Origin of the sequence: Hyphomicrobium sp., assembly GCF_051860585.1 — a bacterium.
In the GTDB taxonomy this organism is placed as follows: Bacteria; Pseudomonadota; Alphaproteobacteria; order Rhizobiales; family Hyphomicrobiaceae; genus Hyphomicrobium_C.
The window spans coordinates 490,216-515,846 of the sequence record NZ_JBHYDS010000002.1; the positions used below are offsets into that span (position 1 = coordinate 490,216).

The 25,631-nt window shown below is 64.8% G+C and carries 25 protein-coding genes and 1 tRNA gene; 6 read left to right on the top strand and 20 right to left on the bottom strand.

What is annotated here, in order from left to right:
• Positions 1-163: 163 nt before the first annotated feature.
• The 12 genes from nrdR to ACTIFK_RS05195 form a co-directional block, all read right to left on the bottom strand.
• A complete protein-coding gene (gene nrdR, locus ACTIFK_RS05140) occupies positions 164-655 on the bottom strand; it encodes a transcriptional regulator NrdR (protein WP_439541971.1) in 492 nt (163 codons plus the stop codon).
• 34 nt (positions 656-689) lie between these two features.
• On the bottom strand, positions 690-1,082 hold the full coding sequence (locus ACTIFK_RS05145; RefSeq protein ID WP_439541972.1) for a hypothetical protein: 393 nt from the start codon (positions 1,080-1,082) through the stop codon (positions 690-692).
• Positions 1,083-1,202: 120 nt separating this feature from the next.
• Entirely contained in the window at positions 1,203-2,498 is a 1,296-nt protein-coding gene (gene glyA, locus ACTIFK_RS05150; protein ID WP_439541973.1) for a serine hydroxymethyltransferase, read from the bottom strand.
• A 245-nt stretch (positions 2,499-2,743) separates the two neighbouring features.
• Positions 2,744-3,979, bottom strand: coding sequence for a 5-aminolevulinate synthase (gene hemA / locus ACTIFK_RS05155; RefSeq protein WP_439541974.1), 1,236 nt, complete (start codon positions 3,977-3,979; stop codon positions 2,744-2,746).
• 346 nt (positions 3,980-4,325) lie between these two features.
• Entirely contained in the window at positions 4,326-5,624 is a 1,299-nt protein-coding gene (locus ACTIFK_RS05160; protein WP_439541975.1) for a L,D-transpeptidase family protein, read from the bottom strand.
• Between the two features lie 304 nt (positions 5,625-5,928).
• The gene (locus tag ACTIFK_RS05165) at positions 5,929-7,143 is read right to left on the bottom strand and encodes an alpha/beta fold hydrolase (RefSeq protein WP_439541976.1); all 1,215 of its coding nucleotides are present in this window, start codon (positions 7,141-7,143) and stop codon (positions 5,929-5,931) included.
• Positions 7,144-7,229: 86 nt separating this feature from the next.
• Complete coding sequence (locus ACTIFK_RS05170; protein WP_439541977.1) at positions 7,230-10,871, bottom strand: mechanosensitive ion channel domain-containing protein; 3,642 nt, start codon at positions 10,869-10,871, stop codon at positions 7,230-7,232.
• 356 nt (positions 10,872-11,227) lie between these two features.
• On the bottom strand, positions 11,228-11,707 hold the full coding sequence (locus tag ACTIFK_RS05175; RefSeq protein ID WP_439541978.1) for a hypothetical protein: 480 nt from the start codon (positions 11,705-11,707) through the stop codon (positions 11,228-11,230).
• A gap of 122 nt (positions 11,708-11,829) precedes the next feature.
• Positions 11,830-11,905 (bottom strand) — tRNA-Thr (locus tag ACTIFK_RS05180).
• 58 nt (positions 11,906-11,963) lie between these two features.
• The gene (locus ACTIFK_RS05185) at positions 11,964-13,142 is read right to left on the bottom strand and encodes a GNAT family N-acetyltransferase (protein WP_439541979.1); all 1,179 of its coding nucleotides are present in this window, start codon (positions 13,140-13,142) and stop codon (positions 11,964-11,966) included.
• A gap of 48 nt (positions 13,143-13,190) precedes the next feature.
• Positions 13,191-14,126 carry a hypothetical protein gene (locus ACTIFK_RS05190; RefSeq protein ID WP_439541980.1) on the bottom strand — a complete coding sequence of 312 codons (936 nt, stop codon included), beginning with the start codon at positions 14,124-14,126 and terminating at the stop codon, positions 13,191-13,193.
• Between the two features lie 116 nt (positions 14,127-14,242).
• Complete coding sequence (locus tag ACTIFK_RS05195) at positions 14,243-15,598, bottom strand: glucosamine inositolphosphorylceramide transferase family protein (protein ID WP_439541981.1); 1,356 nt, start codon at positions 15,596-15,598, stop codon at positions 14,243-14,245.
• Between the two features lie 321 nt (positions 15,599-15,919).
• On the opposite strand from ACTIFK_RS05195, the gene ACTIFK_RS05200 reads away from it, so the two are divergent.
• The gene (locus ACTIFK_RS05200) at positions 15,920-17,359 is read left to right on the top strand and encodes a lipopolysaccharide biosynthesis protein (protein ID WP_439541982.1); all 1,440 of its coding nucleotides are present in this window, start codon (positions 15,920-15,922) and stop codon (positions 17,357-17,359) included.
• An 8-nt stretch (positions 17,360-17,367) separates the two neighbouring features.
• Here the strand turns inward: ACTIFK_RS05200 and galE are convergent, their stop codons facing one another.
• Complete coding sequence (galE, locus tag ACTIFK_RS05205) at positions 17,368-18,348, bottom strand: UDP-glucose 4-epimerase GalE (RefSeq protein WP_439541983.1); 981 nt, start codon at positions 18,346-18,348, stop codon at positions 17,368-17,370.
• Between the two features lie 14 nt (positions 18,349-18,362).
• On the opposite strand from galE, the gene ACTIFK_RS05210 reads away from it, so the two are divergent.
• Entirely contained in the window at positions 18,363-19,148 is a 786-nt protein-coding gene (locus tag ACTIFK_RS05210; protein ID WP_439541984.1) for a heparin lyase I family protein, read from the top strand.
• 42 nt (positions 19,149-19,190) lie between these two features.
• On the opposite strand, the gene ACTIFK_RS05215 is transcribed toward ACTIFK_RS05210, so the two are convergent.
• From ACTIFK_RS05215 to ACTIFK_RS05230, 4 genes are all read right to left on the bottom strand, one after another.
• The gene (locus ACTIFK_RS05215; protein ID WP_439542076.1) at positions 19,191-19,496 is read right to left on the bottom strand and encodes a hypothetical protein; all 306 of its coding nucleotides are present in this window, start codon (positions 19,494-19,496) and stop codon (positions 19,191-19,193) included.
• 83 nt (positions 19,497-19,579) lie between these two features.
• Positions 19,580-20,224, bottom strand: a complete 645-nt coding sequence (locus ACTIFK_RS05220; protein WP_439541985.1) for a DUF502 domain-containing protein — start codon at positions 20,222-20,224, stop codon at positions 19,580-19,582.
• Positions 20,225-20,345: 121 nt separating this feature from the next.
• The gene (locus tag ACTIFK_RS05225) at positions 20,346-20,699 is read right to left on the bottom strand and encodes a YkgJ family cysteine cluster protein (protein WP_439541986.1); all 354 of its coding nucleotides are present in this window, start codon (positions 20,697-20,699) and stop codon (positions 20,346-20,348) included.
• Entirely contained in the window at positions 20,696-20,905 is a 210-nt protein-coding gene (locus ACTIFK_RS05230) for a hypothetical protein (protein WP_439541987.1), read from the bottom strand. The genes ACTIFK_RS05225 and ACTIFK_RS05230 overlap by 4 nt, the downstream gene beginning before the upstream one ends.
• Before the next feature lie 300 nt (positions 20,906-21,205).
• Here ACTIFK_RS05230 and ACTIFK_RS05235 point away from each other — a divergent pair, with 300 nt between their 5' ends.
• The gene (locus tag ACTIFK_RS05235; protein WP_439541988.1) at positions 21,206-21,457 is read left to right on the top strand and encodes a hypothetical protein; all 252 of its coding nucleotides are present in this window, start codon (positions 21,206-21,208) and stop codon (positions 21,455-21,457) included.
• A gap of 89 nt (positions 21,458-21,546) precedes the next feature.
• On the opposite strand, the gene ACTIFK_RS05240 is transcribed toward ACTIFK_RS05235, so the two are convergent.
• A complete protein-coding gene (locus ACTIFK_RS05240; RefSeq protein WP_439541989.1) occupies positions 21,547-22,350 on the bottom strand; it encodes a COG4705 family protein in 804 nt (267 codons plus the stop codon).
• Positions 22,351-22,564: 214 nt separating this feature from the next.
• On the opposite strand from ACTIFK_RS05240, the gene ACTIFK_RS05245 reads away from it, so the two are divergent.
• Both ACTIFK_RS05245 and ACTIFK_RS05250 read left to right on the top strand, forming a co-directional pair.
• A complete protein-coding gene (locus ACTIFK_RS05245) occupies positions 22,565-22,951 on the top strand; it encodes a hypothetical protein (RefSeq protein WP_439541990.1) in 387 nt (128 codons plus the stop codon).
• A 160-nt stretch (positions 22,952-23,111) separates the two neighbouring features.
• Positions 23,112-23,819 carry a hypothetical protein gene (locus ACTIFK_RS05250; protein WP_439541991.1) on the top strand — a complete coding sequence of 236 codons (708 nt, stop codon included), beginning with the start codon at positions 23,112-23,114 and terminating at the stop codon, positions 23,817-23,819.
• A gap of 195 nt (positions 23,820-24,014) precedes the next feature.
• Here the strand turns inward: ACTIFK_RS05250 and ACTIFK_RS05255 are convergent, their stop codons facing one another.
• On the bottom strand, positions 24,015-24,308 hold the full coding sequence (locus ACTIFK_RS05255; protein WP_439541992.1) for a GYD domain-containing protein: 294 nt from the start codon (positions 24,306-24,308) through the stop codon (positions 24,015-24,017).
• A gap of 286 nt (positions 24,309-24,594) precedes the next feature.
• Between ACTIFK_RS05255 and ACTIFK_RS05260 the strand changes: the two genes are divergently transcribed.
• A complete protein-coding gene (locus tag ACTIFK_RS05260; RefSeq protein WP_439541993.1) occupies positions 24,595-25,017 on the top strand; it encodes a CBS domain-containing protein in 423 nt (140 codons plus the stop codon).
• 53 nt (positions 25,018-25,070) lie between these two features.
• Here the strand turns inward: ACTIFK_RS05260 and ACTIFK_RS05265 are convergent, their stop codons facing one another.
• Complete coding sequence (locus tag ACTIFK_RS05265) at positions 25,071-25,550, bottom strand: DoxX family protein (protein ID WP_439541994.1); 480 nt, start codon at positions 25,548-25,550, stop codon at positions 25,071-25,073.
• Positions 25,551-25,631 lie beyond the last annotated feature (81 nt).

Genomic DNA, 25,631 nt, shown 5'->3' on the forward strand with positions numbered 1-25,631 from the left:
TTTGTGTTTATCTGCTTTCAAAAACACTGCGCCCACTCCCCCCCCCCCGGGGGGGGGGGGGGGGGGGGGGGGCCCACACCGCAGCTTCAGCAGTTGGGATTCCCCCCACCCCTAACCCCTCCCCACAAGGGGGAGGGGAATACTTGGCATGTCCCGCAAGCATCTAAAGCTTCTTCGCAACCGGAAGCGCGGCCCCGGTGACATCGTCGCGCGCGATCTCGCCCAGCACTTCCTGGAAGTCGGCAGCCTCGCTAAAATCACGGTAGACCGACGCGAACCGCACGTAGGCGACGGAATCGAGCGCCCGCAAACCGTCCATTACATAGGCGCCGATGGTCGACGACGGGATCTCCGTCTCGCCCGAGCTTTCGAGCTGGCGGACGATGCCCGAGACCATGCGGTCGATCCGCTCAGTTTCGATCGGCCGCTTGCGCAGCGCAACCGCCACCGACTTCGAAAGCTTGTCGCGGTCGAACGGCACCTTGCGCCCGCTGCGCTTGAGCACGGTCAGCTCGCGCAGCTGCACGCGCTCGAACGTCGTGAACCTCCCGCCGCAATCCGGGCAGACCCGGCGTCGGCGGATGGCGGCATTCTCTTCTGTCGGGCGGCTGTCCTTCACCTGCGTTTCCTCGCAGGAGCAGTAGGGGCAGCGCATGAAAACTCCTGTCGGGATGAAAAGAGCGACGAACTTAACGCTTTTGCTTCTCGATCGCCTCTCGCATCTTTCGATCGAGATCATTGTAAGAAGCGACCAAGCGATCGCATTCGGCTTTCTCGGCGCCACAACGAAACAACGTTTTCACTGAAAACGCCCCGTCCTTTTGCACGAGGCTGCGGCATACCACGGACGGAAATGCCGGATTTGATGTCGTCGCGAAATTCCAGATGGTGCCCGTCGCCGCATCCGAATAGGACTTCACCGAACCATCGGTCGGCAACTCCTTGACGTTTGGCTTGGCTTGGATGGCGTTTTGTAAGGCTTCGAGCGTCGCGAAGGACTCGCCGCAAAAAAGCTGATCCGAACGCGCGTCCGTCAAGCCCAGTGTCAGCCAGATCAAACCGGCACACACCGATCCACGCATCGATCTCTCCGGCAATATCGGCCTACAGAAACTCGCGCCGGGGTTTTACGAGATTGAACTCGTAAACCCGCTGTCTCTAACCTTATTCGGCTATCAGCGTTGGGACTAGGCCCGAGATCATCAGTAGATCGGGAAACGCTTGCAGAGCGCGGTGGCTTCGGCCTTGATCTTCTCTTCGACCTTGCCGTTGTTCGCTTCGCCGTTCTTGGCCAGACCGTCGAGAACCTCGGCGATCATGCGGCCGATGTCGCGGAACTCGGCTTCGCCGAAACCGCGCGTCGTGCCGGCCGGTGCGCCGAGACGGACGCCCGAGGTGACCATCGGCTTCTCCGGATCGAACGGAACGCCGTTCTTGTTGCAGGTGATGTGCGCGCGGCCCATCGACTTCTCGGAGATGTTGCCGGTGAGCTTCTTCGGCCGCAGGTCGACGAGGATGAGATGCGTGTCCGTACCACCCGAGACGAGTGCGAAGCCGTTGTCCACCAGCACTTCGCCCATGGCCTTGGCGTTGACGATCACCTGCTTGGCGTAGGCCTTGAATTCCGGCGTCAGGATCTCACCGAATGCAACCGCCTTGCCGGCGATAACGTGCATCAGCGGGCCGCCCTGGATGCCCGGGAAGATGGCCGAGTTGACCTTCTTGGCGATGTCCTCGTCATTGGTGAGGATCATGCCGCCGCGCGGGCCGCGCAGCGTCTTGTGCGTCGTCGTGGTGACGACGTGGGCATGCGGGAACGGCGAGGGATGCTCACCGGCGGCCACGAGACCGGCGAAGTGGGCCATGTCGACCATGAGGTGCGCGCCGACTTCGTCCGCGATGGCGCGGAAGGCGGCAAAGTCGAACTGGCGCGGATAGGCCGAGCCGCCCGCGATGATGATGCGCGGGTTCTCGGCCTTCGCGATCTCGCGCACCTTGTTCATGTCGATGCGATGGGTATCGGGCTCGACCTGATAGTGCACGGCGCGGAACCACTTGCCCGACTGGTTGACCGTCGCGCCGTGCGTGAGATGGCCACCGTGAGCGAGGTTGAGGCCGAGGATCGTGTCGCCCGGCTTGGCCAGCGCATTGAAGACGCCCTGGTTGGCCTGCGAGCCCGAGTTCGGCTGCACGTTGGCGAAGCCGCAGCCGAAGATCTGCTTGGCGCGGTCGATGGCGAGGGTTTCGACGATATCGACGAACTGGCAGCCGCCGTAGTAGCGCTTGCCCGGATAGCCCTCGGCGTACTTGTTGGTGAGAACGCTGCCGGCCGCATCCAGCACGGCGCGGGAAACGATGTTCTCCGAGGCGATGAGCTCGATTTCGTGCTGCTGACGCCCAAGCTCCTTGTCGATCGCCGACGCGACCTCAGGATCGGTTTCGGTCAGCGGAGATTTGAAAAACCGGGCGGTCGGGCTCTTGGCCTTCAGTTTGAACATGGACGTTTCCTCGTTGGCATCGGCTTGTAATGGCGGGAGCGTGGGCAGCGCTGGAAATTAATGAACTGAACGAGCGAACCGCCCCCTGTCTGGCGACTGTGGGGATGCGGCATTGCGTGCCCGACTTTCGCATGCCCTTACCATGCGTCAACGGCCCGCAACAGTGAAGTCGCGGTCGCACCCTTTTTTACTGTGCGATGCACCAACTACGCCGCCCGGCAGCCGCAGCGCGGCGGCTCGAAGGCCTACTCCGCCGCGAGCTTGCCCGTGCGGCCGACCGCGGCCGGGCAGGCCGCCCAGAGACCGCGCAGGGCTTCCGTGAGGGCGTCCATCTGCGCGTCCGTGTGATGCGGACCGGGTGTCAGGCGGATACGTTCGGTGCCACGCGGGACGGTGGGATAGTTGATCGGTTGCGCATAGATGCCGTGAGCATCGAGCAGCCGGTCCGTCACTTCCTTGCAATGGACGGGATCGCCGATCAGCACCGGCACGATATGGCTCTGGTTCTGGAACACAGGCAGCCCGGCGGCCGCCAGCCGCGACTTGAGCGCGCGAACGCGCTCCTGGTGGCGGGCGCGCTCCATGTCGCTGCCCTTGAGATGACGGATGCTGGCGAGCGCGCCGGCGGCGATGGCGGGCGCAAGCGAGGTCGTGAAGATGAAGCCCGGTGCAAACGACCGGATCGCGTCGATCAGGTCGCGCGTACCCGCGATATAGCCGCCCATCACGCCGTAGCCCTTGGCCAGCGTGCCGTTGACGATGTCGACGCGATCGAGCACGCCGTCGCGCTCGGCGATGCCGCCGCCGCGCGGGCCGTAGATGCCGACCGCATGCACTTCATCGAGATAGGTGAGCGCGCCGTACTTGTCGGCGAGATCGCAGATCGTGGCGATCGGCGCGATATGCCCATCCATCGAGTACACGCTCTCGAAGGCGATGATCTTCGGCGTGTCGATCGGAACCTGCTTCAGCTTCGCTTCGAGATCGGCCGGATCGTTGTGACGGAAGATGCGCTTTTCGCAGTTGCCGTGCCGGATGCCCTCGATCATCGAGGCGTGGTTCTTCTCGTCGGAGAAGATCACGCAGCCGGGCAGCAGCTTGGCGAGCGTCGAGAGCGCCGCCTCGTTGGCGACGTAAGCGGACGTGAACAGCAGCGCGTGCTCTTTGCGATGCAGGTCCGCGATCTCGTTTTCGAGTTCGACGTGATAGTGCGTCGTGCCGGAAATATTGCGCGTGCCGCCCGATCCCGCGCCAACCGAATCGATGGCTTCGTGCATGGCCGCGATCACGCGCGGATGCTGTCCCATGCCGAGGTAATCGTTGGAGCACCACACGACGATCGGCTTGGCGCCGCCGGGGGTGACGTGGTCGGCTGCAGGAAATGCACCCCGGTGCCGTTTGAGGTCGGCGAACACCCGATAGCGGCCCTCCTTGCGGATCGCATCGAGGGATGCCTTCAAGTGCCTCGCGTAATCGACCATCGAAACGTTTCCTCAGGCTTCGTGTTCTTGGCGCGGCCGTTCTTAACGGCTCAACTCTGTTAACGACAGCATCTTTCGCTGCTATCTACTTTGCAACGGCTCTAATGTCGCGGCAATCCCTTTGGATACAAGCGAAAATCCGAAAACACAATGGAACGCAACGTCCTCCGTGGGCGTCGCCGTTGCTCGCGCTTGATAAATTTTTCGCTTGCTGCATTGCAGCGCGAACCGCGACCAGGAATGTGCGATGCACAACGAGGCGGCGAATTGGCCAGAGTCAATTGACCCTAGGTCAAAATGCGCGGCCGTTCCCGCGCCTCAGGTGCCCGTGCCTTAGGAGGGCGCCTTAGTAGGAGGTCGCGATTTCGGCGACGCCGTCCCGATTGTAAAGGTCACGGCGGAACTGGATCGCGCCGTCTTCCGTCGCCCATGCCGTGATGTAGACAAAGTGCAGTGGCACGGGGGTGGCGAGCCGCACGTCCTTGCGCTCGCCCGTTTTCTTCATCTCCTCGACGCGATCCTGCTCCCAGCCGTCGTTCTGGGCGACGAGCCAGTAGGCGAGACGCTCGATGTTGTGCACCCGGATGCAGCCGGAGCTGGCCGCGCGGAAGTTGCTGCCGAACAGACCCGACGACGGGCTGTCGTGCATGTAGACGGACTCGCCCGAGGCGAAGTTGATCTTCACAAACCCGAGCGGATTGTCCTTCCCCGGCGGCTGCCGGTACGAATAGGACTTCGGCGCTGACGAATTCCAGTCGACCTTTTCGGGATCGACCTTCTTGCCGTTGCTGTAGGCCTCGATCCCCGTCTTGACGAGGACGTTCTCGCCCTTGGCCTGCATCTCCTGGCCTTGCGGAATAAGATCCTTCGTGATCACCGTCGGCGGCAGGCGCCAGGTCGGATTGAAGTTCAGCTCCGTGATCGTCGAGCGCAACAGCGGCGTCGGCCGGTCCACCTTGCCGACCACGCCGGTATGGCGCGTGATCACCTTGTTGAGCGCCACGGCTTCGACCTGCGCGGCCGGGATGTTCACCACCACGTACTTCCGTTGCGGCTTCACCACCGCAGTCAGCTCGGTCAGCCGTTTGAGATTGGCCTTGAGCTGGGTCAGCCGATCCTCGGCCGTCACATTCAAAGCCGCGACCGTCGGCTTGTCGAGGCGGCCGTTCGGCGTCAGTCCATTGTTCGTCTGATAGACTTTGAGCGCCTCGACAAGTGTCCCATCGAGGTTCTCGCCGCCCGCCTTGTCCGCACCGAGTTCGCCGGACACGATCAACCGGTCGCGCAATTCGACGACGGCGAAGTGATCTTCACCCGGCTTGACCGTGGCATCGGGCACCGCCTTCCAGCCGCCCGCTTCGACGATGGCCGTATACCGCTCGATTGCCGTTTTAGTCGCCGCGACATTGGCGGCGGCAAGGGTGGGAAAACCGGGAGGCGGATTGCGTTCCAGCTCCTTGAGGGCTTGCCGTTCCGTCGCCGGATCGCTTCCACCGCCACCGCTGGTCGGACCGAACTGTAGCGCCCAATTTTCGTCCAGCGCATGCGCAACGCCGGCCGATGCCGCGAGCCCCACCGCCGAAAGCGATACCGCCAAAGCGCAAATGTAGAATCGGCCGCCGCGGCCCAACGCTGGTCTGGACATTGTCGTCATGCCCCCCTGCCCTGCTCGGCAGGGCCCTTCCATAGCCGCCGGTCCACACCGACCGGCCCGCACGCTACGCTGCGAAGTGGCCGCACATTCGCATACTCCGCGCCGCAAAAAATAGCCCCACCCCACGCGGACAGGGGAAGTGGTGCCGCCAAGCCACAAAATTGCGGGTGACTCTGACGGAAACGCCCCCGGCCGCCCTGTCAGCCGGGGTACCTCCCCGACGGCAGAACACGCCTGAGGGCGATCCCGGCCACCCAAGCGACGTCCGCAACCGTCACGAATCGAGCTGAGAGCGTCAACAACCGCTTGGTGCGGCGTGTCCCTTGAATCGCGCCGCAATCCATTCGGACGCGGCGAAAGCGCCATCGCGCCCCGCCAGCATATGCGAGACCCCGTCCATCATGTGCAGCGTGACCTTCGCGCCATGCCCGCAAATCCGCTTGGCATACGCTCGGGTAATGCGCGGCAGCACGAGGTCGTCGGCCGTGCCCTGCGCGATAAAGACAGGCAGCCCGGCGGGCAGCACGCCCGCCGAATTCTTTTCCATGGTGTCGCGCAGGCGCGGGTCGGAGATCGGATTCGATCGGAGATAGTCGCGGGGCAGCGCACCCTCGTCGTCATCCTCTTTGAAGAAATCGCTGAGGTCTTCGATGCAGTCGTTGGCCAGCCGCTTGAAGCCGGGAAGGGCTTCGGGGACGACATAATCGGAGAGCGGAAAACCGAACACATGCGACCAGGAATAGAGCGCCATCGTCGTCAGGCTTCGACCGCTGCTCTTGTTCCGGTCCGCATCGAACAGCGCGATGAGGTCTGTGGCGGGCGCCGCCGTTGCCACGCCGAGCAGCTTCAATTCGGGCGCATAGGTGGACGCTTCCGCGCCGGCGAACAAAGCCGCATGGCCGCCCTGCGAATGGCCCCACACGACAAAACGATCGCCGGCGTGCGTGTGCGGAAGCGCGCGTGCCGCCCTTACGGAATCGAGCACGGTCCGGGCTGCATTCTGCCCTATCAGGTAGGGATGCGATCCGGACGCCCCTAGCCCCGCGTAGTCGGCTGCGACGATCACGTAACCGGCGTCAGCAAAGTAATCGAGGCCTTGAATGGACGTCGACAGGTTGGGCATCAGCGTCGGCGCACACCGCGTCACGACGCCGGACGTCGGATGCGCCCAGGCGACCACCGGCCGTGGTGTCGGGCTGTCCGTCTCCGGAAACAAAACGGCGCCCGAGACGGCCAGCGGCTTGTCGTTGAAATCGACGGACCGATAGAGAATACGGAAGCCCTTGTAACCGGGGCGCACGCCGCCTTCGAGCGGCCAGACGCGCAGGATCGCCCCAGGTTGAGCGCCTTCGACATCCGCGGCCGATACGCCGGACTCCGCTAAAGCCGGGTTGAGCGGCAAACCGGTCGCGAACATCGCCGCCGCGAGCAGAAGGATTGCCCCGGCGAGCTCGCCGAGCGAGCCGCACCCGATCACGACGAGACCCCGCAGACGATCGAAGGCGCGCATCGAGATCTGACCCGTTGTGACGTGCAAACGTTGTGATGTGCAAACTGGCTTACCATCCGCCGCGACACGACGCGACGCAGGCCACCTTACGACATCGAGATTTCCTTCTCGCGCAGCGCCCGCTCGATGGCGACGTGCAGATCATTGATGACCGTCGCCCGATGCGCAAGCTTGAGGATGAAGGCGCGCACCTCAAACTCGAGGGCCGACGCGCCGAACCCGATGAAGAACACGCTCGGCTCCGGTGAATCGAGCACCTGCGGAGTTCCCTTCACGGCTTCGAGGATCGCCATCTGCGCCGCCAGTGTGTCCGTGCCGTAGGCGATGGAGACCTTCACGGTGACGCGCGTGATGCTGTCCGCCAGTGTCCAGTTGATCACCTTTTCCGTGATGAGGGACTTGTTCGGAATGATGATCTCGCGGTGCTCGCCGTCCGTCATGCTGGTGGCGCGGATGTGGATCCGCGACACCGTGCCGGTCAGGTTGCCGATCGTCACCGTATCGCCGACGCGGACGGGCCGTTCGAACAGGATGATCAGGCCGGAGATGAAGTTGGCCACGATCTCCTGCAGGCCGAAACCGACGCCGACGCCGAGCGCGGCCACGATCCACTGCACCTGGTTCCAGTCGAAGCCGACGCTGCGGAACGCCAGCACGATGCCTGCAATGGCAATCAGGTACCGGCTGACCGCGCTCACGGCATAGCGCGTGCCGGCTTCGACGCGCAGCCGGTGCAGCGCCGTGATCTCGAGCAGCCCCGGCAGATTGCGCGCGGCGATGAACGTGATCACGAGCGTGACGAACGCCACCAGAACGTTGGACACCGTGACCGGAACCGAGCGTGTCGCGCCATCCACCGTCAAGGTCTGCTGCCAGAGCGCAACGTCGAGCAGGGCCAGCGACGGCAGCGCCTCACGCCAGAACAGCCACAGGCACGCGGCCAGCGCCAGGAACGCGAACAGGCGCACGAGTTGGCGCGTCTGCTCGCTGATGGACGCGATATCGACTTCGGGCTCTTCTTGCAGAGCCAGGAGCACCGGTTCGCCTGCGTTCTCGCTGGCCTGCTGGGCGGCAGCCTGCGCCCGCGCCTTCTCACGGCGCTCCTTGGCGCGGCGGATTTCGAGCCGCCGCCGGGCGACCAGAACCTGGCGCATGGCGATGTTGTAGAGCAGGAACGCGCCGACCGTGATCGCGACCGACAGCACGACGCCGTTCTGAATCTGCGCCGCGCCATCGTAGTAGCCGGACAGCGCCAGGGCAGCGATGGCCAGCGGCGTCGCCCAAAGCAATGTGTGCCACAGCCCGCGCGTGACCCACATCGGATGACCGGGCGTCAGCCGCTCGGCGAAAATGCCCGAGCGCGGCGACGCAATCCGCGCCATGAAGATCGAGACCGCGATGGCGCCGATCAGGAAGGCGAACCGGCCGAGGCCGTCACGCAGGGACTGCGCGTTGTTCACACCGATGGCGCCCAGCAGGAAAGCCACCGGTGTCACGATGAACTTGAGCCACTGGATATTCTGCCAGAGCACCTGGCGCGCCCTGTCTGTCCAGCCGAAGTGCGCCGAGAACAGTCCGTTCTCGACGCAGATATATTGCGCGAACCGCAGGAACGTGACGATCGACGCCGCGCTGAGCAATCCCGTCCCGACCGACGTCGCGAATTCCGACGCCTGCGGAAGCTGCGTCAGAAGCCAGCCCGCAAGACCGAACAGGATCGGCGTCTTGAGCGCCAGCAGAGTGGTGATGCCGAGCGCCTCCGGCGTGCGCCAGTAGTTGTCGGTCGAATAGCGCCCGAGCGATGCGGCAATCGCGCCAAGGCGGGTCTGCAATCGCCGCCAGAAAACGGCCAGCAAGCCGAACAGCGCCACGGCGATCAGCGTCGGCACCGGATGCTCGCCGGCCCGCTCGACGAGCGTCTGCCCGACACCCTTCCAAGCGTCGAGGTTGGCGATCCAATCGATATTCGAACGAACCTGGCTCAGCCACTCCGTCCCGATCGGACCCGAGCTGGGCAGCCACAGCAGGCGGCTATTGAGCAGCGCGCCAAGTTGCGTGGTCTGGTTGAGGAGGTCACGCTCGTTGGCGTTCAACTCGGCGAGTTGGCTGATGCGGGCGGCAAGCGCATCGTGCAGTTGCACGTAAACGTCGCGCCGGATCGCCACGAGCTTCTCGAGATCCGGGCGAACCCCCGCCGGGGGCTGCGGCTCGCCCTGCCGCACCGAGCTTGCGAGCACCCGGTCGGCCATGCCGCTGACATCCGAGAGAGCCCGCCGGGCCTCGTCGGCTTGCAGCCGCTTGAGCCGTGCGTCCACGATCGCCTGTTCGCGATCCCAGATCCGCCGCTTGAGGCGCGCCGCGGACGGAAGCTGCGCGCGCATGGTGCGGAGGAATTCGCTGAACTCGCCACCCGCACTGCCGATTTCGAGAACCTGCTGCGCCGCCGCCTTGCTGTCGCGCAGGCGTGCGAGGTCACCTTGGACTTCGGCGAGCGCCGACTTGCCGTCATCGAGCAGAGCGACCGTGCTGGCCTGCCGCTGCCTCAGCGACTCGGAATCCTTGACGTAAGCTTCGAGCACCGGATGGCGCGCGGACAGCTTGCGTGCCTCGCGATCCGCCTCCTCCTGGCGCTTGTCGGCCTCGATCTGCTTCAGCCCATTGACCCGCGCCTCGATGATGGGGATCCGGCGCGTACGTTTGTCGAGCTTGGCCGCGGCCAGATCCCGCCGCGCCGTCGTTGCCTGCTGACGGGACGGCAGGCTGATCACTTCCTGGTCGAGCATGTTGAGCTTGGCGGCGCGAGCACGGCGTTCCGCCGTGAGCGCCTGCCGTCGCGCCTCCGCGATCAGCGGATCCTCGTCCGCCGCGCCCCCCGCATCGGGATCGTCGAGCGCATCGAGCGCCTGCTTTTCGGCCGATTGCTCCTCGCGCGCAGCCGTCGATCGCGTGCTCGCTTCGCGCAGGCGCGTTTCGAGTTGGCCAAGCTCGGTCTTGAGTGAGGCCGCCTCGCCGTTCGCGGCATCGAGGGCCTGCTGTGCTTCCGGCAACGCGAGCGCCCCGACGCCCTTGGCGAACTCCTCGTCGCTGATATCGGCCTGCAGCGCTTCGAGCTGCTGCTTGGCGTCCGCCACACGCTGCGGTGCGCGCTGGCTCGAATCCTGGAACCGCGCAGCGGCCGCGGCGCTGGCACCGGACGCTTCGATATGGCCGAGCGCGGTGCGCAGCAGTGTCAGCGCCTGATCGCGGATGCCGGGCGCCAGGTCGGCGCGCGCTTCGAGCTCCGTGATACGGGCTTTGATCCGCTCGACCCCACGATCCTGGGCCGGTTGCGCGTCGCCCTGGGCATCGGCCGGAGGCGCCACGGACGGATCGGTGGGCGCCGCTGCCCCATTTGGCGCGGGCGCTCCATCAGGTGCGGCAGGTGCGGCCGCAGGGGCCGTTCCCAGCGCCGGAGCCGGTGCTGCGCCGGGGGCCGGTGCGCCGGCGGGGGTCGCCGTTGCCGGCGGGCGAGCCGGAGCAGCCGCGGGCGCGGGAGCCGCTGCCGGTGCAGGAGCCGGCGCGACCGGTGCCGGGCCCTGTTTGGCGGGCGCCTGCTTGGACGGCGCGGCCTGCTTCGGTGCAGGGTCCACAGGTTGCAGCGGCGCTTGAGCGAATGTCCCCGCTGGGGTGACGGCCAGAGCCAGCAGCAAAGCGCCGCATGCAACGATCGAACGGGGGAATCTCATCATGGGTGCCGGAAGTGCCTCGTGGGTGCCGAGCAGGCGCATCGGTTTGGGGGCCATCGACCCGCAGGGCATCGGAAAAACGCATCGACCCCTACGGACGACAGCTACCTTTTGCTTCAATCAGGCTTTTATGCGGCGTCTTGCACGCGCCGGCGAAGAAGTGGTGCCGCCTGAGAGACTTGAACTCCCGACTAACCGCACAACCAATGCAACCGCTCAGCTACGGACGCAACCGCCGTCCGCTTGTGAGCGCCACTTCTTGACCTCAGTGCGCTGTGACGGCGCATGAGCGCTTCGGCTTCGACCGCTATGAAACGAATCGCTTCGGTTCAGAAAATCAGCAGCTTACGGGCCATAGCTCAAGGTGTTTGTGAGAGCTTAGGCGATAAATGGCGTAATATGCGTCCCGCTCCGTAAGCCGGAGCGGCAACCAGCAAAAAGGAAACCAGCATCCAAAGTGTGTTGGATGGCCACTTGTGCGCGACACCGATTTTTGTCCACCATGAGTAGACAAACACGAGCGTCAAGAGTGTCGCGAAAGACGCGCCTACGAATGCGGTCCAGATGCCGGATCTCCGCAACCCCAGAATGAAGGCAATGACGATGAGGACGACCCCAACGGGATCGGTGGCTCTGGCGTGCGCCATCCCGCTTAGCCAAGCGATGTAAGGCACAACGCCGGGCGCCCGGCGTGCCCAGGTATCTTCAAACCTTTGTTGGGCTTGGCGGGCTATTTCTATGGCGTCTTGCTCGATGCCGGTCTGCGCGAACGCAACTGCGCCCGCGAACAGCGTGAAGGCAATGAACACAGTAAGAATGGTAAAGACTGGTCGTTCCATGCGGCAGTTATTGCGTTTATCCGCATCAGGATCAACTCGCAAAGTCGGACGTCCGACTTTTGAAATAGGTATTGTTCTTTTTATGTACCGCGAGAAAACCCGCTCTAACGCTCTGAAAACGTTGGTGCCGCCTGAGAGACTTGAACTCCCGACCCCCTGATTACAAATCAGGTGCTCTACCAACTGAGCTAAGGCGGCACGAAGCGTCGCCCCTTGTAGCCAACTCTCGTCCCGGGAAAAAGAGACTTCGTGTCGCTTACGCACGCCCGCGCACGCGATCGGCCAGGCGCTTGAGCGCCGGCTGGCGGGCGAGGACCCGCTTGGCGCGGATGGCGGCCGCGACCGCCGCGCCCTTCCAGGTGAGCGGCACGATCAGATCGGCGAGGCCGAACGTGTCCGCCCCGAGCCGCCGCTTGAACTGGTAGTCCCCGATCCCGAGATCGAAAGTGCGGACGCCTTCCGCGACCAGCAACTCCATGACCGCCAGCAGCGTGATCCGCCCCGGTGAGAAGCGGCCCCACTGCGCGTCGTCGCTCGCGATCCGCAGCACGATGAAGCGGTCGCCGCTGCGGACACCGAACACAGCCCCGACCAGTACTTCGCCGGCCGACAGCGTGATCACTTCCGCAAACCCGGCCGGAATGCCGCATGCAATGACGGCCCGATAGAACTGCGCGTAAGCGGGCTCATCGAGACGGTAGTTCGCGCCGGTCTCCTCCCAGCGCTGAGATTGCAGCTGTTCAAGCCAACCGAACGCAGCCGCGATCCGCTCTTCGCCCGCCGCGCGTTCGAGCACCAACGGCCCCGTCGCCGCGATATGGCGCTTGCAGCGATCGACCTCCTTGCGGAATTTGCGGCCGAGGTCGGCCACGTACGATTGCACGCTGTCGGTTACGACGATCACGTTCCCGACCGCACGGCTCGCAAAGGAGCCCGGATAGATCGCAGGCAACGCCGGATACGCTTTGAGATCCGTCTGCAGGCGTTCGAAACGAATGAGGTCGTAGCCTGCGAGGGCAGCGCGGATGGCGTCGTAGAACTGGTGCGCCTCGGCGGCGCTCGCCGGAAACGCAGGCCCGAAGATCGGCGCCGTGTAGTCGGTCACGCCAAATTCGGCGAAACGGACGACGTTGCAACCACGCTCGCGCGTGACGGCAAGCGGGAATGCGCCCGCGAGTGTGCCGTCCGCCTCGCTGCGAACGGCGACACCGAACATGCGCCCACGCGCGCCGCTGCCCAATGTTTCGACAAGCGGACCGAGCCAGCAGGGCGACGAGAACGCGCTCTGCTCCGTTACGCCCTGCATCTCCGCCGCAAGCGAGACCAGCTCGTCGGCGGTGCACGTCACCGCACAATAGGGCGCGCCGCCACGCCGGAGCGTGACGGAAGCCTGCCGGTCGTCGAGCGCGGGCGTGAGGGTAGCGATCGGGATCACGCGAGTGGGCACTTTCGACGGAGGAACTCTTACGGCGCCAAGCCCCGCTTAGCGCCCAACCGGCGCCAGATCGCGGATCGCGCCGATGCGCTCGGTATCGAGCTGGAATTCGATCGACCGGCGTTCCTTGCGGGCCTTCTGCAGCAGACCTGCGCGCTTGACGCCGGCCTGCAACGCCGCCTTTGCCCAGAACCCGGCGCCGTTGATTGCGCGGCTGCGTGGCGTGACGCCGAGCTTGTGGCGCAGGATGCCGTTCGCAAGATTGATCATCTGCGACCGGCGGATCGGTTCCGTCCAGTATTCCGTCGTCATCGACACGTTCAGGCAGTCGAGGTTTTCTACCCGATGCGGCGCATTGAGCGGCCAGTGCAGCATCTCGCCGCCTTCGATCTCGAACACGCGCGCGTGCTCGTCGTACGAGGTATTGTAGGGAATATCGACTTCGACCTGATAGAGCGCGATCCGCTCCAGATCCTCGTCGCGGCGGAATGGCGGCTCGGCCGGATAGACGTAGACGCGCTTCTTGCCGTGGATCTGCCAGAGCGACTGCCCAGGCACGTCCATGTGATAATAGACCTCGGCCTTCGGCGACGAGATCAGAATGCCCATCGTACACCCGAAGGCCGAGAAGCCGGGCACACGCTCGCCGATTTCACCGAACAGCTGGTCGCGCAGCTCCGCGAAGCGCTTGTCGACGCCGCTCACATTGCGCAGGTTCAGCCACATGCGCCCATTGGCGATGCTCTCGATCACGCGATCGCCGGACATCTTGCCGATCTCGCCTTCGCGCCACGTGCGCCGCTCGCCGGGCGCGCCAACCTGCATCAGCGAATAGTGCTCGCGCGGATACCGGTCGACCAGTTCGGCCAGTCCCGCCATCGAGAACAACGGATCGGTGTGCAAACGATGCTTGAGACGCACCGGCTCGGTGGCCCAGGCCCGCGTGACGTCGTCCGTCCAGTTCGTGAAAATTGCATCGCTCATGGGGGGATCTACCGCTTTGAAAACAACAGCTTGAAATTCGGCCTACAAGTAGCGTGCACATGCACGGTGTCAAACGGCTGATGTGTGACAGAGTAAATCCCAGCCGGAATGCGCGGCTAGCTGAGGAAGTCCACCACTTCGAGACCCGGAACCCGATTGAGCGTATGCGGACCATGCACGGCCCCCGTTGCCCCCGCGATCCGCAGGACGCCCCCGGCCTGCTGCGCAAATCCGTCCCGGTCGAGCCGTGTGACCCGCGCCATCGTCAGCGCCGACCCGTACCCGCCTGTACAGTCCTGCGCCGGCCGCCAGAGCGCATCCTTTGCCTTGGTGAGGTTCCCGGCCGGCCGGCTGGCCCGCCGGTCGATCAGCAGCGGATTACCAGGCAGCGGCTCGAAAGACCCGGTCAACGTGTCCGCGGAATAGATGCTGAGCGAATCCCAGCTCGAGCTGGCGAGATCGCGCGTCGAGGCGAACAGGTAGAACCGCCCCTCATGCGCGGCCAGCGTCGCATCGTGCAACTCGGCTTCGATTACTTGGAACGCCGGCACCCAGCGATCCGGAAACGGGTCCGCCCGGTAGAGCGTCACGGCCCCGGATGCCGAGCATTCGGGCATCATGTAGATCTGCCCGTCATGCTCGATGATCTGCGGGTAGGAGAGGTGATACCGTGTCTCCAGCACGGGGCGCGGCGCACTCGCCCGCCCGTCCGCTGAAATCGTGAAATGCGAGATGATCCCGCGCCCGGTCGCGAGCGGCAGTTCCTCGACGAACACATGAGGCACGCCGCCGTGCACCCACACGAACGGATCGGCGAAATAGCGCTGCCCGTCGTCGGGCAGAACGCTGTACGCGCCAATCGCGGGAAGCGCATCGAGCGGGCCGCCACCCTCCGGCGCAAGGCGCCAGCCGACGCGCCATCGCGGCTCAATGCCGACGCGGCGTTTCAACGCCCGCCCTGCCTTGTCGGCGACCTTGTCCCAGGCAAAACGTAACGCCGCGGAGCCACGCAAAGGCGACGACGCAACGCGTCCCTCGTCCGCCGGCGCTTGCGGGAGCGCGTCGACCCCATGAACGGCGGCCGTCGCGAGAACCTGGACGAGACGCGACAACACCTGATCGGCCGCGCGACGGATCTGATGCGGATGCTCGATGGCGGGAAGCGCGGCATCCCGATGTCCCGAGCCGGAGATCTCCAATCCGAGGCGCGGCGGGCGATGGTCGAGCAGCGCCCCCCAAAGCGCCAACTCCGAGAGCTCTCCATCGAACGTTGGACGGATGAGATGGCTTGCGGCGCGAGGCTCTGCCGTCCCGCCGGTCAGATCGAGCACAGTGTCGAAATCCCCCGGCGGGGCCTCTCCGAACGTCACGGCGAGACCGAGGTCCCCGGCCGGGATCGCATCGGACGCCGCAGCCTGGCCGCGCGCGATCCGCCGCTCCGCCTCCAGCAGCAGCCGAAGCGGCAACGGCATGTCCGGACACGGAGCGTCCGCAACGCTGACGGCCAGGGTGACTCCGGGCGCCGCCGAAAGGCGGGAAATTAACCAGCCGTGCCATCGGCGAAGATGACGGCCGTTAAGAAGGACGAGGATGCGCATGCTGACCAAGTGTGGATGAAGTCTGGCGGACCCTCTGACGAACGGCGCGCGCAAGCCAGCCCCGTCCACAGTTGCGGTTAAGCAATCGAGCGACGAAGCGCCTCAACGGATCGCGCGGGAAGTAAGAGTATCACGCACGCTGGGCGCCGGCGCGCCAGCCGGCCGCGCCGCTTCGTTCCCGAGCCATGGATTTCGATGCTTCTCCGCCAGACGCTCCAATATTTCCCGGCGCAATTCCTCGGGCCCGTGTTCCAGTTCGTGTCGATCCTGACATGGACGCACTACCTGTCGCCGACCGATCTTGGCCTCGTCGCGCTCGTCACCGCCGTCCAGGAACTGTCCCTGGCCGCCACGCTCGGCTGGTTCACCCACTACACCTTGCGCTACGCAGCCAGCTTTCAGGGCGCGGCAAAGACCTACCTCGACACCGAAACCTTCGTCATCCTGCTCTCGGGCACGGTAACGATGCTGATCGTTCTTTCCATGCCGGCATTCGTCGACGCCAAGTGGACCTGGCCACTCCTCGCGGCAGCCGTGCTCCAGAGCGTGGGCCGCGTCGCCGTCGCGCAGCTGTCGGACCGTACCCGAACGTGGGGTGATCCCATCTCCTATTCCATCCTGCAGATCGGCTGGCCGGTGGGCGGATTTCTGATCGCCCTCGTTCTCGTCCTCTTCGTCCAGCCTTCCGCGACGGCTGTGCTGGCCGGTTACGCCATCGCCCAGGCTGCGGCCCTCGTTGTCGTGCTGACACGCATCGAGAAGGGCCGCGCCCCCCAGCATTTCGCGCGCGAGCTTTTGAGGAAAGCCGCGACCTACGCCGCCCCGCTGGTGATCGGCACCGTTCTCATCTGGGTTGCCAACAACGGCATCCGCTTCGTCGTCGAATGGCGCGACGGCGCGGCGGCGGTCGGCCTCGTCTCCGTCGGCTGGTCGGTAGGACTGCGCATCGCCTCGGTCGCGGCCATGGTGGTGACGGCCGCTGGCTTTCCCCTCGCGCTCGCCCGCGCGCGCGACGGCGGACCCAGCGCCGGGCAGGCGCAGCTTGCTCGCAACGGCCTTCTGCTCGCAGCCGTTCTCGCGCCCTCAGCCGCAGGTCTTTGGATGATCGCCGGCGCGCTGGTCCCTCTGTTCGTAGGCGCTCAATTCCAGGAAGTGACAGCGGCCATTCTACCGGCCTCGATCCTGGCGGGCGCCGCGCGCAACTTCCGCATTCACTGCGGCGAGCAGGTGTTCCTGTTGCATGAGCGCCCGGTCGTGCCGCTGATCAACGATGCCGTCGACGCGGCGGCCGCGCTCCTGCTCGGCGGGTTCGGGCTCTGGTACGCGGGCTTGCCCGGACTCGTTGCCGGCGCCGCCGTCGGTGCGGTCGTCAGCCTCGCCGTCACGATGATCTGGGCGTGGTGGGACCACGGCTTCGCGATACCCGGCCCCGATGTGATCCGCATCGGCATCGCCACGGCCCTCATGATGGCCGTGATCTGGACACTACCCACGGCAGGAAGCGTGCTCGCCCTCGGCTTCGTGGTGGCTGCTGGAGCGGCCGTCTTCGCCGCCGCAATGGCGGCGCTCTATCCGGCCGAACGCAGGAAGGCGATCGCGCTCGCGGGCGGGCTGCTTCAACGGGGTAACGCGTGAGGCGGCGCTCAAGCCTTTTTGAGCGACCGTTCCCACGCCAGCGCGTGCGTGACGATGAGATCGAGATTGTCGAGCATCGGCGCCCAGCCGAGCTTGCTGCGGATCTTCGAGGACTCCGCGACGATGGCTTCCGCGTCGCCCGGACGGCGCGGAGCCAGATTGACCGGGAACGGCCCGCCGTGCGCGCGCTTAACCGCGTCGATCACCTCGAACACCGAATAGCCGGACGAGTATCCGCAGTTGAACACGTCCGACGCGCCGCCGCCGTCGAGATAACGCAGCGCCACCATGTGCGCGGCGACCAGATCCGTGACGTGGATGTAGTCGCGTACGCACGTGCCGTCGGGGGTGGGATAGTTGGTTCCGAACACGTCCATCGACGGACGCTTGCCGAGCGCCGTCTCGCAGGCGACCTTGATCAGATGCGTCGCGCGCGGCGTCGACTGTCCGGTGCGCCCCTGCGCGTCCGCACCGGCGACGTTGAAATAACGCAGCGCCACGTAGTTGAAATCGTGCGCGGCCGCCGTATCGGCCAGCATCCACTCCGTCATCAATTTCGAAGTGCCGTAGGGCGAGACCGGCTTGAGCGGGGCATCCTCCTTCACCGGAATGTCCTGCGGGTTGCCGTACACGGCTGCCGTCGAGGAAAAGATGAACCGCTTGACGCCACCCTTCACGGCCGCTGCGATCAGCGTGCGCGAATTGGACGTGTTGTTGAGATAGTAGCCGAGCGGATCGGCCACCGAATCCGGCACCACGATCGATCCCGCGAAATGAATGATGGCGCGCACGCCATGCTCGCCGAGCACGCGGCCCACGAGGTCCGCATGACCGGCATTGCCTTCGACGAGCGTGGCTGCCGGCGGCACCGCGGAGCGAAACCCGGTGGAGAGATTATCGAGCACGACAACGCGCTCACCGGCGTCGAGAAGCGCCAGCACCATATGGCTGCCGATGTATCCGGCGCCGCCTGTCACGAGAACTGTCATGCGAGCCGCATAGCATGAAACTGGTTCACAAACCGTTCTCGCAACCCGGATCCCGGCATGCCGTACGGTCCGCAGCACTGATCCACCTTGTGCTGACGGCCGCTCTCGGCGGATCGGCTCATGCGGCCCCGCCGGACAATCCGGCCTGCGCCAAGGACGCCTGCATCGACGGCCGTGTCGTCAACGTCCACGCAGACGGCGGCGCGCCCTATGCCATCACGGAACCGTCCTCCGGCGAGTATCGCTTCGAGCTGCGGCCCGGCGACCGCTGGAGCCTGGATCGCGGCGCACCGCGCGAGCGCGCGGAGCTGAGCTTCGATGAGCAGCCGGTGCGCTTCGACACCCTCTATCGCGTCTCCTACGAGATGCTGATCGAGGGCACCGCGCCCGTCACCTCGGACTGGCTGGTGGTCGGCCAGTGGCACGCCTCCGAAGACCCGGGCGACGCCGCTTCATCGCCGGTCCTTGGGTTGGCGCTCAAAGGGCGCGACCTCACGGTGTTCACGCAATCGACAACGTTGCAAACCCACACCAAGAACCCGCAAGCCATGCAACGGGCACGCGTGCGCAACGTTACGCGCGACCGCTGGATCGCCATTTCATACGATGTGCGGTTCAATCCACGCCTCGGCGCGCTCGATATGCGCATCGACGGCCGCACCGTTTTTTCCGGCGCAATTCCGATCGGCTATGCGGACGCCGTCGGCCCATACTTCAAGTTCGGCATCTACCGCTCGCCCACCCAGCAAACGCTCGCCGTCCGCTACCGCAACCTAAAAATTCGCGAAACCACGCGCTGAGGCTCGTCAGCAACCGATCGTCAGCGCGCCGGAACTGTCCGTCTACTCATCGGGCGGCGCTATCGCAGGCGCGAGCGGTCCCGACGGATTGCCGGGCGGCTTGTGCAGGTACGTCATCGTCAGATAGGCGCCAACCCACGAGCCGATCGCCGCGAAGACGATGTACACCCAATTGTTGGTGTACGAGATCACCGCGAACGACGAGAGCACGTACCAGAGGCTGCTCCAGTTCGCCGCCCAGAAGCGGCGCCGCGCGATCACGGCCGAGGTGAACAGGACGTAGACGGCGTCCGTCGCGGCCGTGGCGACCACCACGCCGGCCGCCAGCAAGGGATCGATCTCGGGAATCATGGCCTGCCTCGCTTCACGCTTGGAATATTAGGAACCAAGCGTGCAGCGGCGCGGCCGTCAGATCAAGGACGATGCATTTTCTAGGTTTGCGCCGTCCGGTCCACCTTGCCGCCCGGCGGCGTAATGCCCATCGAGACGTAGACGCTCATGAGATCGTCGATCCCGCCGTCGGCAAACTCGATCCAGGCGACCGGCACGTAGATCAGCGCGCCGCCGAACGGCACCGGCGCGGACGGGATGAGCACGCCGAAATAGTCGTCCGTCCCGAGCTTGATCGGCGTCTTGGAGGGGAGCAGTGCGAGCACGGCCGCGCCCGGCTTGCCGCCGAAATAGCACCACGCCGGGCTCATGCTCTTCAGGCTGTCGCCCTTCTTGGTATCGACGATCGAGACGAACCGGCTCGACAGATCGTAAAGGCTCGACACCAGCGGAACGCGCCGGATCATGCTGTCGAACAGAGCCGCGGCCCAGGCGCCGACACGGGAATGCACCAGCAGACCCAGCGCGAAGATGACGCCGAAGATCAGCGCGAGACCGATGAGGTAGGGCGCATACTCGGACGCGCTGACGCCGAGCCCGAGCGATCTCAGGAAGCCGCCGAACGTGCTGCTCGGGCCGAGGTACTGGTTGATGAACGACAGCAGCCACGCCGAAACGAAAATCGTCAGCATGAGCGGTAAAGCAGCCAGAAGCCCCGCCAGGAAGATGCGCCCCAGGTGTTTCATGCGCGCAGTCTTTTCATGGCTGATATCCCCCTCGTCGGCCGGCGGCCTAATGGCCAGTCCCCGATAGAGGGACGTTCCTGGACGGCGCCGTCAAGGCCCTTTGTCATGCGGGAGGCCCCGCTCACGCAACGGGGGCGGCACCCGGGCTTTCGACGTCGATCGGCGGCATGCCGCGCGCTTCGCGGGCCATCGTGCACGCGTCGTCACCCGGTTGGCAGTCCCGGCACACCTGAGGCCGGACGTCGTAGATGGAGCACGACGTTGCACACCCGATCGTTCCGGCAAGCGCCGAGCAGCGTTCGCCCTCAAAACGCATTCCGGACTGGCGCTCGTTGACGAACTGCTGCGGGATCAGATCGAGCGTCTCGTCGCTTTCGAGCGTGAAGCGGGGCCAATCGGCCGAATACGCGCAGCACGCGCCGCACGATGTGCATGGCGAGAGCTCGGTTTTCGGCGCTGTGGGCGCGGTGCTCATTCGCCATCCAGCATCGACAAGGCCGCCCGCCGGTCGCCGGGCTTCAAGCGCAGGAACAGCGTGCGCGCCGCCTTGATGTCCTTCTCCGACCCGCTCTCGGACGCGGTGCGCAGCGCGACGGTCGTCGGGTGATCCGCGCTCAGGATAAATCCCAGCGCCTTGGCGAGCCGCCCCATGGCTTCGCGGTCGATGACAGGTTCTGACATTCCGGGTTCCTTATGCACGCAGGGGCGCGATTTTGGTGGACGGATCCGCCCCGCCTGGCCAGCCTCCCCCGCCCGGCCAATCTCGCAGGCTTCGCACAAGATCGGACCGGCCGCGAGCGCGATGATCGGCGTTCCTCTCCGAACCCAAGCCAGGCCCGGCGGCGCGCCGATCCGTGGCGTAGCGGACACGCGAGCGCGCAATTGCACGCCCGCCCCCTGCATTTTGACACGTCCGCCATGGTTTCGGCGCGAAGCTCCGCAGGCTCGATCTACTTTAGGGGTTTCAACGGAGGGATTTCAATGACCAGTCTTCGCATCTGCCTGGCGGCTGCGGTCGTCCTCGTCATGGCTGGCAACGCCGAAGCGGCATGCCAGAAAGTCGTCGGTTCGGCCGATATGGTGACGCGCGACCTCGCCAAGTTCATGGCCAATGCCGCACTGAAGAACGCCATCGAAACAAAGGGCCTGAAGCCCTCGGGCGAGATCGCCCTCACCTGCCGCGACGACACCTTCACGACGTACTGCAAAGCCTCGCGTCCGGCTTGCCACTGAGCCGAACCGCCGGCACCGGAGCGGGTATCGCTCGCTCCGGTCCGCGGGAGTGAAAGCGGGTCGGACGCGCCGCCGCTATCCCAACACGATCACGCCGGCGGACGGCCCGCCAAACTCTCCGGCACCGGCGTGACACGCGGCCGATCCCGCCATCCGCGCGTTGAGGCGTAGAGAACGGCCAGCAACAGCGCCAAGGTGATCAAAGACGCGGTCTCTCTGGGCAGGTTCAGGCCACCGATCGCGACGGGCTTCGTAAGTAAGTCTCCGAAAGTGGCTCCGAACGGCCTTGTGAAGACAAAGGCGATCCAGAAGAGCAGCACGTCGTTGGCGCGGCCGAGATAGTGCGCACCCGCGACGACGCCGATGACACCTGCCGTAACGAGGGCGCCTTGGATGAAGCTCAGCCCCACCACATCGACGAGGAAATCGCCGAACGCGGTGCCAAGGCTGTTCGAAAACAGCACGGCGAGCCAGAACAGCAGTTCTTCATCGCGCCGGACGATCGGATAAACGCTGAGACTTCGGTTGCGCGCGTACCAGATTGCAAGCGCACTTACGAGCCCTGCGGTCAAGATGAGCGAACCCCCGAAATAGCCAAGGCCAAGGGAGCGATCCATGAAGTCCGAGATTTCCGTCCCCGCCGTCGTCGTCGCGATGATCGCCGTCCAGAACAGCAACGGGTGAAACCTGGAGCTAATCTGAAAATACAGAATGACCACCAGCGCCGCGAAGGTGATGCCAAGCCCGACGTAGTAGCCGAGGCCGAGCGTCATGGAGATAAAGTCACCCGCCGTTTCGCCAAGCGTCGTGGCGAGGATCTTCATGATCCAGAAAGGGAGCGTGATCGCGGCCACTTTCGACGCAGGCCAGGTACCTCCGGACTCAACTGCCATGCGAGATCCTCCAGTCAGCACCGCGACCGGAGCATCAAGAGGCAACACGACCGGACGAGGCAAACGTGCGCCTGACTGCTGACATGAGCCTGACGACCACTTACCGGGCGCTAATGGCTTAACGACACCCAGCGGCTAGCCGCGTGCGGATGGTGCTACAGTGTCGGCGACTCTGGCCGGCGACCTGGCATCGCAAAGCTACCCGCGGGGAACAATGCAACCGAATGACATCACGAGGATCGCTGCTGGATTGCACGTCGCGTTGGCCGTGGCAGCGATCTACTACGCTCTGCGGATCAACAACCACGCCAACCTGTCCGAGATCTCCGCCAAGGAACTCTCGGTCATGTCCGGCATCGTGCTGTTGCCCGCCATCTCCGCCTGGATCGGGTTGCGCCTCGCGCACACGCAATCCGCGCGTTGGCTCATGGCCGTTGGCCAGACCCTCGCGCTCGCCCTGTTCGCGGCGACGTTCGTGATGGTGCTGAACAGCGTCGAGCCCATGGCCCCGCTGCTTTTCGTCCTCGTCTCGATGTGGATCGCTGCGGGACTTGCGGTGCTGCTTCTCGTCGTCTGGCTCGCCGGCCGGCGCGGTCGATGACAGCATCGCTGTGTAGACCATCTGCTCCGAGAACCGAATATGCGGTTTGAGCAACGTCTGCCTTCGTGAGGTTTGCCCCGCGCTTCAAATGACCTATGTGAACATACCAACCTCCGCAGCGTCGCGCGGCGCAGCGCCCCCTCAATACAATGGACCCGGCATGACAGAGCACCAGCACCCACGTTCCTCAGGCTTTTGGCTGCTGCATATCGGTTTGCCGATCTTGCTTCTCTCGGCGGCGCTGATGGCTGGGTACGCCGGAGGGACGGTGAAGGAATTGGTCCTCGATTCCAACACCGGCATCCAAGAGAGCGTGACGGGCGCGATGACCGTCGCAGCCGGGGCGATCGTCGCTATTGCGCTGGCGCGTTGGGCGAAGACCTTGGATTGGACGCTGACACTGTGGCTGCTGGTGTTCATCGCCGCGATGGTCTTTTTCGCCGGAGAGGATCTGAACTGGGGCCAGCACTACATTGGATGGACGCCCTCCGACTATTTCCTGAAGTACAACCGTGAGCAGGAAACGAACCTGCACAATATGTGGCCGCTACTGTTCAACCGCCTGCCACGCGCCGTTGTAGAGATCTGGCTCGCTGTCGCATGCATTCTCGTGCCCTTCGGGTGGCGGTTCCCGGTGCGCTTGACCCAGAGCTTCGTTCCGGACGTTCTTTGGCCCGACCGCAGGCTCGCGCTCGTTGCGACGCTGGTCTTCGTCGTCAAGGGAATCCGTCACTACAGCAGCACGATCACCGCTACGGACAACTGGCTGCTTGCCACGCGGCACAGCGAGCTGGAGGAATTGCTCATCGCGTGCTGCCTGTTGCTTTATGCGCTGATGTTGCGCGAGCGGCTGGGAGCACAGGGATAGGTGAAGGGCTTACTTGGCCGCGGCCGTTACCCCTATCGGCTTGGCCGACCGTCTCAGGCAGGACTTGCGGTTCTACTGCCCGTCGTCTGGCTCGCCGGCCGGCGTACGCCCGCCGACATCTGACGTTCCGCGCGGAACTTCGCCTGTCCGGAGCGACCATCGGCGCACCGCCGGCGCCGATGGGCTGACGTGCTTTCAGACGAGCCGGTCCAGGATCTTCCCGACCTCCGCGCCATTGAAGGCACGCAGCGTCTGTGTTCGCACAAAGCCGCGCGCGGCAACGCTCATCGACAGGACCGTCGCGCTTTCGTCATCAGGCGCTTCACAGATCGCGACGACGTCCGTCGGTCCCAGCGTCCAATACATGTCCCGCACGGTGACTCCCGCCTTCTTGGCCATGTCCTTGAACTTGTCCGCGCGCCCCACCGTGTCCTTGACGTCGTGGGCGCCTTTATCCGTGAAGTTGGCAAGCACGATATAGGTTGGCATGGGAGCCTCCTAACTTGGGAACTCCACCCCATCGACCGAAACTCTACTGCTTCCAGGCGACGATGAGTAGGGCGAGGAAGACCCAGCCGCGGGAATGGACTTGGGCTATCCCATTGAAGCAAGCTAGTGCCGCCCGCCGGCCGGTTTACGGGGGCGGCCGAGGGGGCTCTCTTCTCGCCGTCGGTCTCGAAATTGGATCGCGCCGACATACATTAGAAGTGATGGTCCGCTCGTCGCGGCCGGAAAATGCATGTTTGCGCACGAATTCAATCCAGCGAGGTCCACCATGAAAGTCAAAGACGCGATGCACAAGGGCGTCGAGTGGGTCAGCCCTGATACGCCCATCACTGGGATTGCCAAATTGATGCGCGACAGAGACATCGGCGCTGTGCCGATCGGCGACAACGACAAGCTGATCGGGATGGTGACGGACCGTGATATCGTCTGCAACGGTTTGGCGAAGGATGGCTCTGATTCTGAACGGTTGACGGCGCGCGACGTGATGACTCCCGGAATCCATTGCTGCCGCGACGACGACGATCTGACGAAGGCCGTCGGGCATATGGAATCGCTAAGGGTTCGCCGTTTGCCGGTCATCAATAAGAGCAAGCGGATGGTCGGCATTCTAAGCCTGGGCGACCTCGGCCACGCGGCGCAGCGCGAGGTGGTGGCCGAGTACGTCAAAAGCGTGTCGGCGCATCATCATTGATCGCGCTGATGCGGCCGCTTGTTGGCCAACTCGCCGAGGGCGCGTAGAGGCGGCTACCTCCCCGGCCGGCCCGTCTTCCGGCGGGACCCGTCGTCTGGCTCGTCGTGCGTCGCGACGGTTGAGTGAGAAAACGGCCAGTCGATGACGTGCGCTGCGTACAGCGCCCACCACGCGATCACCGGCTGCAGCGCAAGCCTCGGGCCGTGGTACCACCAGGACGACGGCACATACGCGATATCGATGCCATCGATGGCGTGCTTGATGTTGGCGGGCCATACACAGATCGCATAAGCCGCCATCGCGATGGCGGCCGGCCTGCGGAATCGCTCGGTGAAAAGTGCGCCGGCGCCCACGATCTGCAGGACACCGGTGATGAGGATCAGCTCACGCGGGTAAGGCACCCAGTTCGGCGTGATTTGGAGAAGCGCATCGGTCGCCAGGATGTGCATCACCCCAGCCGCCGCGTAGAGAGCCGCGATGACGACGCACATGGCGATTCTGGTGCTGTCGCCCATCGCGGCTCTGATGCTCATGAATGCATGTACGGCACCGTTTCACGACCGGATTGTCACCGACCCCACATTCACTTCCCCGGCCGGCCCGCCTTTCAGGGC

Bases quoted from the DNA above. Each gene is read 5' to 3' on its own strand.
- ACTIFK_RS05175 (WP_439541978.1), bottom strand. From the start codon at position 11,707: ATGGAACGACCAGTCTTTACCATTCTTACTGTGTTCATTGCCTTCACG.
- galE (WP_439541983.1), bottom strand. From the start codon at position 18,348: ATGACAGTTCTCGTGACAGGCGGCGCCGGATACATCGGCAGCCATATG.
- glyA (WP_439541973.1), bottom strand. From the start codon at position 2,498: ATGTTCAAACTGAAGGCCAAGAGCCCGACCGCCCGGTTTTTCAAATCT.
- ACTIFK_RS05210 (WP_439541984.1), top strand. From the start codon at position 18,363: ATGAAACTGGTTCACAAACCGTTCTCGCAACCCGGATCCCGGCATGCC.
- hemA (WP_439541974.1), bottom strand. From the start codon at position 3,979: ATGGTCGATTACGCGAGGCACTTGAAGGCATCCCTCGATGCGATCCGC.
- ACTIFK_RS05225 (WP_439541986.1), bottom strand. From the start codon at position 20,699: ATGAGCACCGCGCCCACAGCGCCGAAAACCGAGCTCTCGCCATGCACA.
- ACTIFK_RS05260 (WP_439541993.1), top strand. From the start codon at position 24,595: ATGAAAGTCAAAGACGCGATGCACAAGGGCGTCGAGTGGGTCAGCCCT.
- ACTIFK_RS05165 (WP_439541976.1), bottom strand. From the start codon at position 7,143: ATGCGCGCCTTCGATCGTCTGCGGGGTCTCGTCGTGATCGGGTGCGGC.
- ACTIFK_RS05195 (WP_439541981.1), bottom strand. From the start codon at position 15,598: ATGCCGTTGCCGCTTCGGCTGCTGCTGGAGGCGGAGCGGCGGATCGCG.
- ACTIFK_RS05160 (WP_439541975.1), bottom strand. From the start codon at position 5,624: ATGTCCAGACCAGCGTTGGGCCGCGGCGGCCGATTCTACATTTGCGCT.
- nrdR (WP_439541971.1), bottom strand. From the start codon at position 655: ATGCGCTGCCCCTACTGCTCCTGCGAGGAAACGCAGGTGAAGGACAGC.
- ACTIFK_RS05190 (WP_439541980.1), bottom strand. From the start codon at position 14,126: ATGAGCGATGCAATTTTCACGAACTGGACGGACGACGTCACGCGGGCC.
- ACTIFK_RS05220 (WP_439541985.1), bottom strand. From the start codon at position 20,224: ATGAAACACCTGGGGCGCATCTTCCTGGCGGGGCTTCTGGCTGCTTTA.
- ACTIFK_RS05145 (WP_439541972.1), bottom strand. From the start codon at position 1,082: ATGCGTGGATCGGTGTGTGCCGGTTTGATCTGGCTGACACTGGGCTTG.
- ACTIFK_RS05235 (WP_439541988.1), top strand. From the start codon at position 21,206: ATGACCAGTCTTCGCATCTGCCTGGCGGCTGCGGTCGTCCTCGTCATG.
- ACTIFK_RS05245 (WP_439541990.1), top strand. From the start codon at position 22,565: ATGCAACCGAATGACATCACGAGGATCGCTGCTGGATTGCACGTCGCG.
- ACTIFK_RS05230 (WP_439541987.1), bottom strand. From the start codon at position 20,905: ATGTCAGAACCTGTCATCGACCGCGAAGCCATGGGGCGGCTCGCCAAG.
- ACTIFK_RS05255 (WP_439541992.1), bottom strand. From the start codon at position 24,308: ATGCCAACCTATATCGTGCTTGCCAACTTCACGGATAAAGGCGCCCAC.
- ACTIFK_RS05170 (WP_439541977.1), bottom strand. From the start codon at position 10,871: ATGATGAGATTCCCCCGTTCGATCGTTGCATGCGGCGCTTTGCTGCTG.
- ACTIFK_RS05240 (WP_439541989.1), bottom strand. From the start codon at position 22,350: ATGGCAGTTGAGTCCGGAGGTACCTGGCCTGCGTCGAAAGTGGCCGCG.
- ACTIFK_RS05200 (WP_439541982.1), top strand. From the start codon at position 15,920: ATGCTTCTCCGCCAGACGCTCCAATATTTCCCGGCGCAATTCCTCGGG.
- ACTIFK_RS05250 (WP_439541991.1), top strand. From the start codon at position 23,112: ATGACAGAGCACCAGCACCCACGTTCCTCAGGCTTTTGGCTGCTGCAT.
- ACTIFK_RS05265 (WP_439541994.1), bottom strand. From the start codon at position 25,550: ATGAGCATCAGAGCCGCGATGGGCGACAGCACCAGAATCGCCATGTGC.